This is a genomic window from Schaedlerella arabinosiphila (genome assembly GCF_003885045.1).
GTDB lineage: Bacteria > Bacillota > Clostridia > Lachnospirales > Lachnospiraceae > Schaedlerella > Schaedlerella arabinosiphila.
In genome coordinates this window covers 790,898-806,583 of the sequence record NZ_RHJS01000002.1, presented here as the reverse complement: position 1 = coordinate 806,583, position 15,686 = coordinate 790,898, and the positions used below count along the sequence as shown (strand labels likewise).

15 protein-coding genes are annotated in these 15,686 nt (G+C 48.3%); 1 reads left to right on the top strand and 14 read right to left on the bottom strand.

All coding sequences use genetic code 11. From position 1 onward, the window contains the following. Positions 1–159: 159 nt before the first annotated feature. From EBB54_RS30350 to EBB54_RS04150, 14 genes are all read right to left on the bottom strand, one after another. Positions 160–555 (bottom strand): hypothetical protein, encoded by a 396-nt coding sequence (locus EBB54_RS30350; RefSeq protein ID WP_162307082.1) that lies wholly within the window; start codon positions 553–555, stop codon positions 160–162. Positions 556–562: 7 nt separating this feature from the next. Then, entirely contained in the window at positions 563–724 is a 162-nt protein-coding gene (locus EBB54_RS04210) for a cyclic lactone autoinducer peptide (protein WP_125126487.1), read from the bottom strand. Continuing rightward, positions 721–1,746: a sensor histidine kinase gene (locus EBB54_RS04205; protein ID WP_162307081.1), complete on the bottom strand. Its 1,026-nt coding sequence runs from the start codon at positions 1,744–1,746 to the stop codon at positions 721–723. Before EBB54_RS04205 ends, EBB54_RS04210 begins: the two co-directional genes overlap by 4 nt. 245 nt (positions 1,747–1,991) lie before the next feature. Beyond that, positions 1,992–2,702, bottom strand: a complete 711-nt coding sequence (locus EBB54_RS04200) for a LytR/AlgR family response regulator transcription factor (protein WP_125126485.1) — start codon at positions 2,700–2,702, stop codon at positions 1,992–1,994. Between the two features lie 93 nt (positions 2,703–2,795). Continuing rightward, positions 2,796–3,404: an accessory gene regulator ArgB-like protein gene (locus tag EBB54_RS04195; RefSeq protein ID WP_125126484.1), complete on the bottom strand. Its 609-nt coding sequence runs from the start codon at positions 3,402–3,404 to the stop codon at positions 2,796–2,798. A 163-nt stretch (positions 3,405–3,567) separates the two neighbouring features. Beyond that, positions 3,568–4,146, bottom strand: a complete 579-nt coding sequence (locus EBB54_RS04190; protein WP_162307080.1) for a DUF5028 domain-containing protein — start codon at positions 4,144–4,146, stop codon at positions 3,568–3,570. Positions 4,147–4,168: 22 nt separating this feature from the next. Beyond that, positions 4,169–4,825 (bottom strand): ABC transporter ATP-binding protein, encoded by a 657-nt coding sequence (locus tag EBB54_RS04185; RefSeq protein ID WP_125126482.1) that lies wholly within the window; start codon positions 4,823–4,825, stop codon positions 4,169–4,171. Positions 4,826–4,858: 33 nt separating this feature from the next. Further along, positions 4,859–5,701 (bottom strand): hypothetical protein, encoded by an 843-nt coding sequence (locus tag EBB54_RS04180; protein ID WP_125126481.1) that lies wholly within the window; start codon positions 5,699–5,701, stop codon positions 4,859–4,861. Next, positions 5,688–6,545 (bottom strand): hypothetical protein, encoded by an 858-nt coding sequence (locus tag EBB54_RS04175; protein WP_125126480.1) that lies wholly within the window; start codon positions 6,543–6,545, stop codon positions 5,688–5,690. The genes EBB54_RS04180 and EBB54_RS04175 overlap by 14 nt, the downstream gene beginning before the upstream one ends. Positions 6,546–6,559: 14 nt before the next feature. Beyond that, on the bottom strand, positions 6,560–7,306 hold the full coding sequence (locus EBB54_RS04170) for a DUF5027 family lipoprotein (protein ID WP_162307079.1): 747 nt from the start codon (positions 7,304–7,306) through the stop codon (positions 6,560–6,562). A 571-nt stretch (positions 7,307–7,877) separates the two neighbouring features. Beyond that, on the bottom strand, positions 7,878–8,789 hold the full coding sequence (locus tag EBB54_RS04165; RefSeq protein ID WP_125126478.1) for an Rpn family recombination-promoting nuclease/putative transposase: 912 nt from the start codon (positions 8,787–8,789) through the stop codon (positions 7,878–7,880). A gap of 512 nt (positions 8,790–9,301) precedes the next feature. Beyond that, positions 9,302–10,954, bottom strand: coding sequence for a glycoside hydrolase family 43 protein (locus tag EBB54_RS04160; protein ID WP_125126477.1), 1,653 nt, complete (start codon positions 10,952–10,954; stop codon positions 9,302–9,304). A 43-nt stretch (positions 10,955–10,997) separates the two neighbouring features. Next, the gene (locus tag EBB54_RS04155; protein ID WP_125126476.1) at positions 10,998–12,167 is read right to left on the bottom strand and encodes a glycoside hydrolase family 5 protein; all 1,170 of its coding nucleotides are present in this window, start codon (positions 12,165–12,167) and stop codon (positions 10,998–11,000) included. Between the two features lie 107 nt (positions 12,168–12,274). Next, positions 12,275–13,654 (bottom strand): MFS transporter, encoded by a 1,380-nt coding sequence (locus EBB54_RS04150; protein WP_125126475.1) that lies wholly within the window; start codon positions 13,652–13,654, stop codon positions 12,275–12,277. Positions 13,655–13,974: 320 nt separating this feature from the next. Here EBB54_RS04150 and EBB54_RS04145 point away from each other — a divergent pair, with 320 nt between their 5' ends. After that, positions 13,975–15,684 (top strand): glycoside hydrolase family 13 protein, encoded by a 1,710-nt coding sequence (locus EBB54_RS04145; protein ID WP_125126474.1) that lies wholly within the window; start codon positions 13,975–13,977, stop codon positions 15,682–15,684. The last annotated feature ends 2 nt before the right edge of the window (positions 15,685–15,686 follow it).

The window sequence follows — 15,686 nt, the reverse complement described above, 5'->3', positions numbered from 1 at the left end:
TTTATTTTCAGGAGTCTTTACCTGTTCTTTGCAATACAGACAAAAAAGATTAGAAAAAAATACGTTCAACCACTGAATTTATCAAAGATTGAACGTATTCTATATCATGATATTGTACGGAACGCCTGATAAGTTCACCGCTCCGGATAAAGAGCCACCCTATGTAAAACTGCTCAGATTCAGAGCTTTTGAATCACTATTGCATACTCGATAGAAATGAATCGAACATTTAAAACAATACTTTATTCTGGAATCCTGTTTCAGCATTTTCACCTGTTCAAAGCACTTTTCACCATCCATTGTCAGCATTTGAAATTGATCTGTAAAAAGACGGTATAACACTTCCGCGTCTAAACAAACCTCTGCCGGGATATGAAATGCGGTAAAGAACTCCGGATTGCTGCGAAAAACATCTAACAGGTATTTTATGTATGGTATCTCCACCAATGCTTCCGCCTCAATTCTTGATTCAAGCCTGCGATGGTTTCCGACGCAACGGATCAAATTGTATAAGATAGATTTCGTCAGCAAGACAGGAAGTGCGGATTCCTTCATCTCTATTTTATAACTCTGCACATGTTTTACCTTTCAGTTCCGTCATCTGCTCTTTTAGCGAATCTGTCAGCTCCGGCTGATGCCCACACCACCCACTGCATTGTGACAAAGAATGAACTGCTGTCCACAACGCGATATTACTTAAAATACTCAGTATAGATTTTTTCATGCGAACGCCTCTCCTTTCCTGATCGGCATTACGATATTGACAGCAAATTCCTGTTTTCCTTCCCGAATATCAATTTCTCCTCCATATTTGTGAACTGCCGCCGTTACGTTTGCCAATCCATATCCATGAATCACTTTTTTAGGGACATTTTTTATATTCCCACACACTTTATTATTTTTGACGCTGATGATCAGAAGATTATGCTCCTGTTTTGACGATATAGATATCCATCTTTTTTCCGGTTCCTCAATGAATCTGCAGGCTTCTATGGCGTTATCCAGCAAATTGCCAAAAACAGTGCTGAGATCCAGCGGTTCAATAAAATCAATATCAATCAGTTCTACACGATCTTCGATATGGATGCCATATTCCGCGGCTTTTGCGAGCTTGTCCTTTAAAATAATATCTACAAACTTATTGCCGGTTCTGTAGTAGTTTTCGTATTGCGCCATTTCTTTCCTTAGATTTTCAATCCCTGCACTGTGTCTCTCCCCCCACTCTTCTTCCAATAGCAGTAAGTGGTTCTTCATATCATGATAGATTTCTTTAATCCGCTCTTCATCCCTCATCTTTTCTTCGTAATATCTCGTCTGCGTTTCTAATTTGTAAATTGCCATCCTTTGCTGCTGCGCTTCATTTTCTATTCTGGAATATTTGTTGGAAAAGAAAACATTGATGATAAATGTAAACAACAAAACAACTGAACAGACCAGCAGCATATTATTATACGCTTCTCCTTCCGTATAAAGAATGTTAGCTAAAATAAATGTTCCCACAACCATATAACCAATATTGGAACATACAAAGAAAAACAATACTTTTATATCAAATCGTTCCCTGCTTACATCAGAAATTATCTTCTGTACCGTAATCAAAAGAGTGATATATATGATCTTACTTATGATAATATGTATAGTTGAGATTGACGCATCCTCTTTTAATCCTGGATTTATTTGAAACACCCATCCAATATTAATTATAAGAAGCTCGCTGGCCATGAGTAAAAAACTACCAATCATCATATAGAAAATGGACTTTTTCATGGGCAGCCCCAGAATCAAAAAATAAATGAGCACTACACTCCCACAGGTAAACACCACCTTGATCCTCAGCTCTGAAAGCGTGAATATCTGTGTCAAGCCAAAAATGATCAAAATATAAAATAGTACAAACAGTATTTGCCTTCTTTGCTGAACCTTCTCACTTTTCGCCAGATACAGCAAACAGCAGCCTTCAATCAAGGTAAAGACAATATCCAGAACCGCCTTCATAGCTTCCCTCCCATATATCTGGCAAGGCTTGTCATGAATTCTTTTTTCATTGCCCGGCTCAGGGGAATCTCCTCTTTTGTAACCAGGATGATCGTATTGCCGCTGATGGTATCAATATATGAAAAATTCACCAGATAGCTCTTGTGGCTCTGCCCGAAGCCATACGGTTCCAGCCTTCTTTTCAGCTCCTTTAATTTTTTATAGCAGACAATCTCTTTTTCCTCTGAATGCAGCAACAGGTTTCTCTCAGCCGTCTCAATGTATCGCAATGAAGCGATCGGAATCATAAACCGTCCCGCAGTATTCTCTACAAGCAGGCATTCCTGCTTCTTTTCCCTGTTCGTTTCGATCCAGCGGTCAATCTCCTTCGTCAGCTTCTTTTCAGAGACGGGTTTGATCAAAAAATTGGACGCGCGGACCCGATAGCCGTCCACAGCCCGCCCAAAGAGAGAGGTCAGGAAAATAATCGTCACATTGGGATCCCGGACGCGTATTTTCTCCGCCACCTTCACGCCGTCTATATGGGGCATTTTAATGTCCAGAAAGATGATATCATAGCTGCAGTCATACCGATCCAAAAGCATGACACCGTCATGAAACTCACTGACGCTGATCTCTGTCTGATTTACTTTACCATATTCCACAAGAATATTTTTGATCTGTGTTACAAAATGCTGCTCGTCGTCACACACGGCTATCTTAATCATCCCGAAACCTCTTTCCTCGTAATTTTCCCCTGTAAAACAGCCGGTTGGCCATCATAGGGCACCCCTTGGGCATATCTTAGTATATCACATTTTTTATTTTCTACAAATATGTGCCGGCCGGTATCCGATCCTTTTATTTTTTACAATCCCCAATATAAGGACCAGTGCGACGGCGCTTACGGCTGATGCCGCATACAAAGCCTCCACCGACTTCCAAATGTAATATATCGCCTGTACCATGGACTCATAGCCAAATGCTGAGATGCGTGCTTTTTTCTTATATCCTGTCTGTTCATCCACGCTGAGCGGCCTGCTGTGATCCTCAATCGGGGACACCAGCCAGATTACCAGAAAAGACATCAGGGAATACAGCATCAGCCCGTCCTGAAAACCCGCTCGAATCAAATATTCCGTTCCCAGCAGGATCATCAGAAATCCCACGGTAAATGACAGAATACACTTCGCATAGGTTTCCGCATGGATTCCCCCTGCATACATCCGGATGTGGTAAAAGGGAACCAATAAAAATATGGTATACCAGAACCGATGCAGGATCAGTCCCGCTCCTAATATGGCCACCGTGCTGCACATTGTCGCGATCAGCAGCTCCATGCCGTAGGCGCATACCCCTTCCTGTTCCTTCTGGATCACATTGTTTTTTACGCAGCTTACCGCAATCCTTTTCGCCGTTCTCTCGATCATCTTCTGTGTCTCAACCTCCTCCTTCTTTAGGATCTGTATCCGTTGTTTTTCTACAGCTCCTAAATTTCAATAATCAATTTACGGGTTCTGCTGTCAAAAATCAACATCTATTGACTAACAGGTTGTTTTGGCTGCTCAAAATGCATATTCTCTTCCTGATGCGTCAGGATAGCTGAAGCAATTTCTGATTCGGATACTGCGTGATCTGCAGCATGGGCGGATGTTTTTCCAGATATTCCGAATCTGGGGTGCTTCCGGAGATCAGCTGAAATACAAGCCATACTTCCTTTTCCGTCCCGGTTTGCAGAGAAAATGATATTGCCGGTATATCCGGATTCACCGCCTGGAACAGGGCCGGTGATGGTATGATAGAGTAATTCGTTCCGACCAGCATGGAGATCCCCAGCGGCACGCCCTGCTCCCCGACGTGTTGATTGCTTTCATTTTTTACAGACAGCTTTACCATATAAAAAGCATCGGCAATCCCCATATCCTTCACGTCATATTCCCTGCTGAACTCTTCCGCCGACAAGGTTCTGGAATCCAATGCCTGCACGGTGTAGCCCTCGCAGGAATCGCCCTCGGAGATATTATAGTCTGTTCCATACGGAACCGTCTCCCCCTTCTCGAATATCTGGCGGCCCGGGGTACTGATATCCGCGTTGACCGCATAGACTCTGGCTCCATACAGCCCTATCATGCAAAGCATGATCACGACAGCCGCAATTCTTTTTTTACGCATAGCCCTCTCTCCTTTCTCCGTCTCACTGTGCACTGTCCAGGCACAGGTGTTCCACAACCCTGCCCGCATCCAGCCTGAAGATCTCATCCGACAATTCTTTCAGTATCCCGATATCATGGCAGGACACGATCACAAGCGCGCCCCTCTGCTTCTGCTCTGTGAGGATCCCTTTCACCAGGCCGATCCCGGCTTCGTCAAGGGCATTGGTCGGCTCATCCAGGATCACGATGTCAGGCGCTTCCATGATCGCCGCGGCAATGCCGAGACGCTGCTTCATCCCGAGCGAATATTTTCTGTACTTCTTCCTGTCCATCGGATCCAGCCCTACCGCCCGGATGCTCTCCCGGATCTGCTCCGGTGCGGCAAGCCTCCGGATGCCCGCCAGCATGTTCAGATTGTCGAAGCCTGAATAGCGCCCCAGAAATGCCGGATTTTCCAGCAGGAAACCAATGCTTTCCGGAAATTCGATGTCCTTGCCCAGCACCCGGCCATTGATCGACACCCGGCCCTCCGAAGGGCGGATCAGGCCGATGATCATACGCATCAGCATGGTCTTCCCCGAGCCGTTCACCCCCTGCAGCCCGTAGATCCTTCCCTCGTGCATCACTGCAGTGACATCCTGCAGAACCGTATTTTTGTGGATCCGTTTCGTAACATGATCAACTTCTATTTGAACCATATCTGTCTCCTTCCTACTATTCTATTTCACACGTTATTCACTTTCCAATATGTCATATAACCAAAATCTCACAAGCCCTGTTAATGCGGCCAGAAGCAGCAGGATTACCGCTATCCTCATTCCAGCTTCCATCGAAACCCCCGCCTTGAGTACCCAGTCATACCGGAATGCCATGGCATAATTGCCGATCAGAAGCGGGGACAGCAGGTAGGCTGACGCCAGCAGCAGGACCGCCACGGAGAAAAAGCCGAACATCGGCCTGATAAACAGGGACACCGTCATCTGCAGCATGTTGATGGCCGCGGAAACCAGTACCGGCAGCAGAAATGCCGCGACCGGGAGCGAAGAAGGATTCCAGACCTCCTGATACCTGATATTGAATACCAGGTTGATAAAATCCATATGGATCCGGTTCGATATCTCCACCCCAAAGGCAAGGGACAGCACAAGCCCTGCCGCCTGTATGATCAGATGGTACAGGACAGTCCCGCAGAAATTCCAGCAGCATTTTGACAGCCACCACAGGGATCTCCGCCCGGAACGAACCAATATCTGCTGCCCTACTCCGTACATATCCCGGAACGGATAATTCAGCAGAATGAACGGAAGGACTAAAAATATCAGGATCCAGACAGCCGGAAACTGGAACGGGTTGTCGGGAGAGGGTATGTACTCGCACATCCCCCCGTACAGGTAAAACCAGTAGTCCCCATAATCCACCGTGCTTTGTATCATCCCCTGTTCCAGATACCGCCGCGCCTTTGCATAAAAGTCGAAAAATGTCACTGCCGCGATCACCGCCGGCACAAGCAGCAGCGTCCCGCTTCTCAGGATTCCCTGTCTGAAATCAAATACCAAGTCTTTAATAAATCTCATGCTTCCGCTCCCATACCATACTCACAAACATTGTTGCGGTAAACAGAACTGCCGCCTCCGCCAGGATCACTGCCCAGGAAGCTGTATATGCCGCCGCTACCGGGCGTAAAAAATACATCGGGGATATTTCCTTATATCTTATCGTACTCGAGGTATAGATGAACTGCCGGGAATAGTGGAACGCCAGCAGCAAAAACATCGGCAGGATCACGGTAACGGCACGGTGCCTGACCAGGCTTGCCGCACAGTAGCTGATACACGCGATCAGCCCGCAGAACACGAAGTCCACGCAAAGATACAGCAGCACATACAGCACCGGAACCGTATAATAGAGCGAGGACATCAGTGAAGAAAAAAACACTCCGTTGCTGGTACAGTATACAGGCGTTGGCAGGGTCGCCGGAATGAACAGCGACGTCAGCAGGAAATTAAAGAGCAGCGGAATGACCGCCCCAAGCCCGCCGGATAAAAAAACAGCAATGTATTTCGACAGATAATAACAGGTCTTGCCGCCGCGCGCCGCCGCCATCCTGACATAGCCGCACTGTTTTTCCTCGCAGTAGGACCAGCCATAGGGAATTGCTGCCAGCAGCGGGAGCACAAAAAAGTAAATGGAGGACCCCAGTGAAAAGGTTTCTCCCCCGCTCCAGTTATTAAATACATTCGAGAGTGCCTGCATCGGATTCCCGGCTGAGTGTTCCTGCATCAACAGCTCATTCTGATAAATAGCTATACTGTTCACAAAGCTGAGCATGGTGATGGAACAGCCTAGCAGGATTGTGATATAAAATAGTTTATTCTTCAAAGCTTTGCGAAGCTCTATTCCTATCATTCTTTTTAACATCTTTTTGCTCCTTCTTATAAGTCCAGCTTCCAGAGACTCTGTAAATCATAATCGCCGCCAAAATTATACGTCACATACAAATTTTCCTTCTTGTATTGCTCCAAATCTATCCACCATCCTATTTTTATATCCACACTTTGGCCTGCAGGTATGTCAAAGTCATAAAAGTGTCTATCATCCAGCTCATACACAGCTTCTGAATAATACGCCGGAAGACCTGTATGCCTCAGTTCCTTCCCATCTGATGTAAGACCTGTCACATTGAGCATGGTTATGTTCAGTTCCCCCAGATCCAGACTGATATTTTTTATGCTGACGTCACATAGCAGAAAACTTAATTTTGATGTATCTAACGGCGACACAGGAATTTCCGTCTCTATATCATAGAGGAGATCCCCTTCCGTCTGTACCTTCTTCTCGTCCAGTCCGGCCTCTTTCGGATTATTGTACAGCTTTGCTGCATTTACGGTACATTCGACTCCAATTCTTTTCGGATTATCTACCGTAGGAAAGCCCAGCGGCGCTGTCTCTCCCAACTGCAGAACCTTGTCCTGGCGGAACTCCTTTCCAGCTGATGATTCTACTGGTTCTCCCTCCAGTATGCCCTGTGCCCGGGATAGTATCCCCTCTGATTTTTCCTCTGCACCATCCGCGCTTGCAGAGCCCTCGGCTTCTACCTGACTTCCTGCTTTCTCGGAATTGTCCGGTTGTTCTTGACTGCTCGCATTCTCAGAGTTGCCTGATTCTTCTTGGCTGCTCATTCCTACTGGCGCATCTTGTTTCGTGCTGTAAGAGCATGCTGATAAAGACACGCAGAGACAGGCCAGACTGATTGCTGCTGTAAAAGTTGTCCATTTCCTGTTGTTTACAGACATTTTTCTTACCTCCTGAGTCAGGACAGACAGTACTATTTCCTGGCTCTGTCTGTCCCGCGTTTTTCATCATAGATTAATTGACAGTCGGTAATCTCTCATTGTTTACATATAAAATCTATGTAAAACCGATTCCTTTATCTGTCATTATCTCTTTGACATTTCACATTTTACTACCTCTCCAAAATTAAAAAACATCTTTTGATTATCCGGTATTCCAGGGTGCGCAAGATGCAATTTTGATTCGAAAATCAGCGGGAGGTTAGACTCAATGCCATGAACTTAAGGCCTTATCGCTCTGATCATTTCTTTCTCTTTCATCTCTTTGCTTTTTTACATAATATAAGCCACAGACCTCTTCCTTTAGAAGTCTGTGGCGTTCAAGTACAATAAATTGCTTTTAGTCTTCTTTTTGTATTTTCTCAATCAAACATGTATGATCCGGCTGCGGGCAGAGCAATTACGCTAAAATCTTCCGCACCTTCTCAACCGGAATGTCACATTCAGATGCAATATTCTGTTCCGTTTTCCCCTGCGCCTGCAGCCGGAATACCCTTTTTGCTAATTCGATGCCCTGTTCTTCTCCGATTTTCCTGCCGCGTTTCTCCCCACGTTTCTCTCCACGTTTCTCCCCGCGCTTCTCCCCAATTCTCTGTGCACTGCTCAAAAATGAATTATGATCCTTCAGCGCTTTCTCTCTCGCTTCATACTCCAGACGTTTCAAATCATCCGCGCTTAACTTCTGCAGCGCTTCATAAGCCTCTCCCAGATATTCACTCTTCTTCGCCATCTGTTCAAACTCCTCCTTATTTTTCCCGTTAAAAAAACGCATCCAGTTGACGATCTCTTCCCCGGTCTGTACCTCCTTCGGCAGCTTTTTCAATTCCAGGATCTGTATCTCCAGTTTGTCGCTGTAAAGCTTTCCTGTCTTTCTTTTGCAAAATCCGATCCTGTGATAGCACTCCTTATCCTTTGGAAAACGGATAAAATCCAGAATACTGACGTGTATACATTTTTTCAGATTTTCATAGGCTTCTCCGGATTTCAGTTGATCCGAAAACATTTTACAAAGATAAAACAGGGCCCGCTCATCCCAAAATTCGTACCCCTTTACCTGCATCTCCATGTTGATCTGAGTACCGTCCATCATGCGCACACGCACGTCCAGGATTCCCAGCTTATCGTCCGCGTAGCTGCGCTGCAGATGGGTAGGGAGCAGCTCCGTTTTCTCAACCGTTTCCGGTGAAACCCGCAGGATTGCGGCGCAGAAGCCTTTCCGAACCATCGGGTTCTCCATCAGCCCTGCAAAGCATACGTCAACCTTAGGTGACATAATAAAATCTTGGTTTGTTTTTTTCGTTGTCTGATTCATTCAATTCTCCTTTCTCCTGCAGGACTTTCCGAGTGTTTACACGAGGAGAGAAGAGAATTTCCGGCACACCTCAGAACAGCCGGCAGGTCTGCGTGCGGCCTGCTGCTCTGAATCGCTGCAAATTTTCTTTTCTGAACTAATCATAACACGAATCATGGACTCAGAAAAGTAAAATTCCTACGAAAACAGCCTGAAAAATATCCTCCTGGCAAATGAAACTCGAAAATCTGCTTTGTAAAAAACTGTGATTGAGTAACCCGGTGATGTACCGGCAAGAACAAAAAAAGATGAATATCTTTTTGGATTCTTCTTGTTAAGGATAACATATCGCGGCCAAATACACAACCCCAAATGTATTTTCGCATCATGCTCTTTAAAAGACAGATAAAGTACCAACAAAAAAATGGAGAACTACTTTTATAGAGCAGTTCTCCATGTGTTAATTCCCAATCCCCTTATTTTTCAAAGGTTATCACAATCAACAATGGCTTTTCTCTTCTAAAACAATCTAATTACATGAGCTGTGAATAGTGACCCTCATCCGCCGTATACTCAAAGAAATCAAAATCCGCATAATGCCTGTGCCTTGCCCGGTCCGCGCAGGTCATTCCCACGAAGGCCCCCGTAAATTCCCCGAATTTGCAGTACTCATCAGAAAACCTGGCTGTCTCAAATTCCCCGCCGATGGGCGTATACTCTTTCCCGTCATAGCTCCATTCGAAATGAAATTTCCGCCCTTCCAACCTGATCCTGAGATAAACCGGTACGTCCCTGACGCCGATCCTGGTATCCACCATCTCGTTCTTTTCGCCGTTTTCCAGATGGACGATGGACAGGGCGCTTCCTCCCAGCGTCTGGCTGTAATATTTCCGCAGATTGACATAGTTCATATTGTCGTAATAGAGGATCAGGCCCGCGCTGTGCTGATAGACCTCCGGGCAAAATTCCATTTTCGCGGTGACCGTGGCATAGACGCTGGTCAGCTTCCGGGCCAGGATGCTGACCCGGTTCAGGGAGGTTCTGGATTCCTGCCCCCGCATCCTGAGATACCCGGGGCGGGCTTTCAGATCCACGAAGCTCTCCGGCATAATCCTCGGCGCGTAATAGCAGGGCCTCAATTCCTCCGAGTCAAAATCATCAAAGTCCGGAATCCGGGGCATAGCCGCTTCCGGAAGCTGTGCCTCCTCCACTTCCATTTTCGCAAGGTTGCTTCCGTCCGCCATGCGCAGCCACCCATCCTTCGTCCACTGCATTTTCTGGATGCTTGTCTCCCGCCCCAGCGTGCAGCACAGTTCCGGTACGAAGGGCCTTGCGCAGAGGTGCACAAGGTAAGTCTCCCCGTTTGGCAGATCCACATAGCTTGCGTGGCCCGACTTCTGCAAAATGGAATCCGGGTTGTAATATTTCGGCTTCAAGTGGTCGGGATCATGCCTTTCGTAAGACTCTCCCGGCTGGCTGGTCAGAATGGGATTCATAGGGTCCTTTTCGTAGGGCCCCCAGACATGCTTCGAACGGCCCATGGTGACGCAGTGGTTGTATCCCGTGCCGCCCTCCGCGCACATGATATAATAGTATTCCCCCCGTTTCGTCAGGTGGGGCGCCTCGATGCAGCCCCGGTCGGTGCCCCCGCGCCAGATCCGTTTCACATGGCCTTTGACCTCCTGCTTTTTGGGGTCATATTCCACCATGCAGATCTCACCCGGCTTCTCATAGCCTTCCCTGGTCTCCCACTCCAGCGACACCACATATTTTTTTCCGTCCTCATCATGGAAAATCGACGCGTCGAATCCGGCGGAATTTAGGTATACCGGACTGCTCCACGGCCCCCGGATATCCTTTGCCGTGATCAGGAAATTGTCTACGTCAAAATACCGGGCGTTCATAGAATTCATCACGCCGTACACCACATAAAATAAATCCTCCGCTTCGCAGTAGGTCAGGCAGGGCGCCCAGATTCCCTTTGCACTGGGCAGCTTGCGCAGCTCCACCTCCCTGTCATCGGTCAGCACATGGGTGTACAGTTCCCAGTTTTTTAAATCCTTCGAATGGTACACCGGGATTCCCGGAAACCATTCGAAAGAAGATACCGCCACATAATAATCGTCATCCTTCCTGCAGATGCAGGGGTCCGGGTTAAAACCCTTGAAAATGGGATTTTGAATCATAACAGGATACTCCTTTTTTTGAAATATTTTCACACAGCAATTTTTATCGTTCTGTCGGAAACCAGCCGAAATCCGCGCATCTCCCCAGATCCCAGCTGTCCCAGCCGATCCAGCCTTTGTCGTTGACTGTATCCGTCAGCAGCTTGTAGCTCCAGTAAAAATATCCGCTGCCCTGGTTCCATGCATCCATCTGCGCCTCAGCCACAGCGCGGTAAATCCGCTTCTTCTCCTCCGCGTCCAGACGCTCCCCGCTGCTTCCTTCCACGCCGTTTAACACACTCTGCCCGCCTTTCGTATCGCAGCCGCAGGCCAGGGAGTTGAACAGGCACCACTCCCCGCAGATCACCGGAAAATATTGCTGCATTTCCCGGATGTCCTTTTTATAATGCGCTTCAATATAGTCCCGATACGCGTCCAGCTCCTGGGCGCACCCCTCGGCCTCCGCCATCATCAGATACTGGTGGGTGTCCAGCACCACATTGACGTACTTTTCCTCCCGCATAAAATCCTTCCATGCCAGAAGCTCGAACCCGTCGTGGATCACCACATATTTTTCCTCCGGCAAATACGTTCGAATCCGGTCATAAGCCCTGCAGTAAAAATCCCGCAGAAATTCCAGGCTGTTGGGGCCGGACCCCTCTGCCATCTCCGGTTCCGCCGCCGGATAGCGGTTGGGCACATCCATCAGCTTCCATGCATGTTCCGTGATCGGTTCATTCAGCACTTCGATGCCCCAGAGCCCTTTTCTCGTCCCATAACGCTTCGCCAGCCTTTCCAGGACAGACAGGACAAACTCCACCTCCTCCGGGCATTGGGACCATCTGCACACGCCGCAGATCCCCCCGTTGTCAAACCCGTTCTGCCCCATAGGCGCGGTGTGCAGGTCGATGAGAACCTCCAGCCCGTACTTTTCCGCCCAGTTAAACGCCTTATCCAGCTCCTGGATGCAGCCGATAAACGGCTCCCTGTCGCCGAATATGAAGTAGGGCACCGGAATGCGCACAGCCTCCATCCCCATAGCCTTGATGGACACAAAATCCCGTTCCGTGATATACTCCGAGCGGTGGATTTTGATCCTTGCCTCATACACCTCCCGGGAGAGCTGCCGCGGAAGATGGTACTCATCCTCCGCCGTTGTCCCCTCAAATAACGCCGGGCTCATCCATTTTTCCAACACCAGCCAGTTTCCAAGATTAACACCTTTTACCTTCATGATAGTTCCTCCTATTTGTAACCACCTGCAAAGCAGGTGATTGCCTGCTCACGTGCCATCACGAAGTGATTTTCATGCACGTGATTCCTTTTTTGTAACCAGTCTGTTTACACTTCCTGCTTGTTCTTTGCGCGGTTTTTCAGGTCTTCGATGATCCCGTCAAATTCCCGGTCCAGGTGATAGAATTTCATAATCACCAGCCCGATCAGATAGACAGCGACAGGAATCCACACAAAGCAGACCTTGATGGAAGCCAGCGCCGAGGCAGACTGTGCCGCCGCTTCCCCCACGTATCCGCCCACCTCCAGGATGAGTCCCAGCAGTGCGGAGCCGATTCCGTTTCCGATCTTATAGCCAAAGCTGCACGCGCTGTTGACCAGCCCTTCCGTACGCACTCCGGTCTTCCACTCCCCATAGTCGATGGTATCGGAAACCATAGCCCACATGGTGGCGCCGCCGCAGGCATTTCCCACGCCCCTGATGACGCTGGATATTACGATCAGGCTTATCGCGCCTCCGGAAAAATTCAGCACCAGCATACCGATGATGTCCAGCACCAGGCCCAGCGCAAATACGTTCCGCTTTCCGTATTTTTTTACCAGCATCGCGATAAAAAACATCCCTGCGATCTGAACCACATTGAAGATTCCATTGATAGTCCCCACCAGGTTTCTGTCTCCCAAAATATCCTTTGCGTAATAGACCGTCGCCCCGCCGTTTACAGAATACATCAGGAAAAACAACGCCAGCATTCCCGTCATCATGATCCAGTATTTATTCCGGAACAGAGCCTTGATTCCCACCTTGAAGGGAACCACCTCCGCATTTCCGGATTCGGATGCCACGGATCTGACCCGCTCCTTTGTCCCGAAGAAATTGACCAGAAACGCGGCCACCGCCAGCAGGCCGAATACGCAGAAAGTCTTGGTCCATGCGGAAGTATTATCTCCAAAATACTCCACCAGCGGAAGGGTGAATGTATTGATCGTAAGCGTCCCCGCCGTGGCCAGCAGATTTCTGAAAATGCTCAGTACCGACCGTTCATACGGGTCCTGGGTCATCAGCGCGTTCAGCGCGGAATAAGGAACATTGATGGCCGTGTAGATGACTGTGGAAACCAGGTTGTATGTAATGAACACATAGACCAGCTTCGGCGCGGACGCCCAGGAGGTGGGCACGGAAAACAGCAGTATCCCCGACAGCGCAAAGGGAACGCACATACGCAGCAGCCAAGGCCTGGCCTTTCCGTATTTTGACCTTGTGCGGTCCACGATCACTCCCATGATCACGTCGCTGATCCCGTCGAAAAACCGGGAGACCATCATGATCGTGCCCACCGCAAAGGCGTTCACTCCTGCATAGTCCGTATAGTAAAACAACAGAAACGCCGACATCGCCGTATAAATAATATTACATCCAAAATCACCGCATCCATAAGAAAAACGTTCTATGACCTTTGACATGGTCAATTTACTCCTATTTTCCATCAGAAAACCCTCTCTTTTTTCTTTTTCTCATCCTGCCGTGCGCACCGGACACCTTTTGTTTACGATATTATATTACCATATCCATCCATTCTGTCATAGACCGTATATTCTCCAAAAAACCGGTCGATATTCTCTTTTTACTGTTCATCCCCAACTGACTGGAAGCCCCCAGAAACATTCTCTTTTTTTCTTGAAACCATTCTGTTTATAGGGTACAATCATACATAAAGCCTGCCACTGGCGGCCTTTCTGCATACGCTGGTATGCAGACTCCCCTGCAAAGCACTGCTTCGCGGGAATGAAAGAAAGGAGTATCTATCATGGAGAAAAAATGGTGGAAAGAAAGCGTCGTTTATCAGATCTATCCTAGAAGCTTCTGTGACAGCAACGGAGACGGAATCGGGGATATCAGAGGAATCACTTCCAAACTGGATTACCTCAAAGAACTGGGCATTGATGTCATCTGGCTCTCCCCTGTCTATCAGTCCCCCAATGATGACAACGGGTATGATATCAGCGATTATCAGGCGATCATGGAAGAGTTCGGCACCATGGAGGATTTCGATGAAATGCTTGCGGCGGCCCATGAGAGGGGCATCCGCCTGGTCATGGACCTGGTGGTGAACCATACCTCCGACGAGCACCGCTGGTTTGTGGAAAGCCGGAAGTCCACGGACAATCCCTACAGGGATTACTATATCTGGCGTCCGGCGAAGGACGGAAAAGAACCGAATAACTGGGGCTCCTGTTTTTCCGGCCCGGCATGGGAATATGACTCAGAAACGGACATGTACTATCTGCATCTTTTCTCGAAAAAACAGCCGGATCTGAACTGGGATAACCCGGCGGTCCGGGAAGAGGTATTTCAGATGATGAACTGGTGGCTTGACAAAGGCGTGGACGGTTTCCGCATGGATGTGATCAGCCTGATCTCCAAAAAACCGGATCTGCCGGACGGTATTCCCGGAATCAACGGCTACGCCAGCTTCAATGAGCCGGCCAACGGCCCCCATGTCCACGAATATCTGCAGGAGATGCGCGAAAAAGTCCTGAACCGGGCGGACACCATCACCGTGGGAGAATGCTCCGGCGTCACATTGGAGGAAGCGAAAAAATACGCCCGCAGCGACGGCAGGGAACTCAACATGGTCTTCCAGTTTGAACATATGGATGTGGACGCGGACGGCACCAACAAGTGGTCGGAAAAGAAGATGGATTTAAGAGACCTTAAAAATGTCATGACCCGTTGGCAGAAGGGTCTCGAGGACATTGCGTGGAACAGCCTTTTCTGGGAAAACCACGACCAGCCCCGCAGTGTCTCCCGCTTTGGAAATGACGGCAGATACCGGGAGGCTTCCGCGAAAATGCTGGCCACCTGCCTTTATATGATGCAGGGAACCCCCTACATATATCAGGGGCAGGAGCTGGGCATGACCAACGTTCCTTTTGAGAACATCGAGGATTTCCGGGATCTGGACAGCATCAACGCCTACCATGAACTGACCGGGCAGGGCGTTTTTTCCAAGGAGGAAATGATGCGTTTTCTCAGATATAAGAGCCGTGACAACGCGAGAACACCGTTCCAGTGGAATGACAAGGAAAACGCAGGCTTTACCAGCGGCACTCCCTGGATCATGGTCAATCCAAATTACAAAGAAATCAACGCCCAGGAACAGCTTGCCAGAGACGATTCCGTATTCCATTATTTCCAGAAACTGATCCGGCTGCGGAAAGAACACGAGGTCATCGTGTACGGAACCTATGACCTGCTCCTGCCGGATTCGAAAGAAATCTATGCCTACACAAGAACGCTTGGAGAAACGAAGCTTCTGGTGGTGTGCAATTTCACGGCGGAACAGGCGGAATTTGAAATGCCCGGAGAATTTCTGGATGGGAAAATCCTGATCCGGAATTATGACGAACCGAAGGCTTCCGGGAAGGACGATATTTCCTCATCTGAAAATGGAAGCGCCGAATTGAAGAACCCGATGATGCTGATGCCGTATGAAGCAGTTGCCGTAATAGTATGAGG

What these genes read in the sequence shown, in the direction of transcription:
- EBB54_RS04175 (WP_125126480.1), bottom strand. Translation starts at nt 6,545, where the DNA reads ATGTTAAAAAGAATGATAGGAATAGAGCTTCGCAAAGCTTTGAAGAAT.
- EBB54_RS04190 (WP_162307080.1), bottom strand. Translation starts at nt 4,146, where the DNA reads ATGCGTAAAAAAAGAATTGCGGCTGTCGTGATCATGCTTTGCATGATA.
- EBB54_RS30350 (WP_162307082.1), bottom strand. Translation starts at nt 555, where the DNA reads ATGAAGGAATCCGCACTTCCTGTCTTGCTGACGAAATCTATCTTATAC.
- EBB54_RS04195 (WP_125126484.1), bottom strand. Translation starts at nt 3,404, where the DNA reads ATGATCGAGAGAACGGCGAAAAGGATTGCGGTAAGCTGCGTAAAAAAC.
- EBB54_RS04160 (WP_125126477.1), bottom strand. Translation starts at nt 10,954, where the DNA reads ATGATTCAAAATCCCATTTTCAAGGGTTTTAACCCGGACCCCTGCATC.
- EBB54_RS04170 (WP_162307079.1), bottom strand. Translation starts at nt 7,306, where the DNA reads ATGAGCAGCCAAGAAGAATCAGGCAACTCTGAGAATGCGAGCAGTCAA.
- EBB54_RS04205 (WP_162307081.1), bottom strand. Translation starts at nt 1,746, where the DNA reads ATGATGATTGGTAGTTTTTTACTCATGGCCAGCGAGCTTCTTATAATT.
- EBB54_RS04180 (WP_125126481.1), bottom strand. Translation starts at nt 5,701, where the DNA reads ATGAGATTTATTAAAGACTTGGTATTTGATTTCAGACAGGGAATCCTG.
- EBB54_RS04155 (WP_125126476.1), bottom strand. Translation starts at nt 12,167, where the DNA reads ATGAAGGTAAAAGGTGTTAATCTTGGAAACTGGCTGGTGTTGGAAAAA.
- EBB54_RS04185 (WP_125126482.1), bottom strand. Translation starts at nt 4,825, where the DNA reads ATGGTTCAAATAGAAGTTGATCATGTTACGAAACGGATCCACAAAAAT.
- EBB54_RS04200 (WP_125126485.1), bottom strand. Translation starts at nt 2,702, where the DNA reads ATGATTAAGATAGCCGTGTGTGACGACGAGCAGCATTTTGTAACACAG.
- EBB54_RS04165 (WP_125126478.1), bottom strand. Translation starts at nt 8,789, where the DNA reads ATGAATCAGACAACGAAAAAAACAAACCAAGATTTTATTATGTCACCT.
- EBB54_RS04210 (WP_125126487.1), bottom strand. Translation starts at nt 724, where the DNA reads ATGAAAAAATCTATACTGAGTATTTTAAGTAATATCGCGTTGTGGACA.
- EBB54_RS04145 (WP_125126474.1), top strand. Translation starts at nt 13,975, where the DNA reads ATGGAGAAAAAATGGTGGAAAGAAAGCGTCGTTTATCAGATCTATCCT.
- EBB54_RS04150 (WP_125126475.1), bottom strand. Translation starts at nt 13,654, where the DNA reads ATGGAAAATAGGAGTAAATTGACCATGTCAAAGGTCATAGAACGTTTT.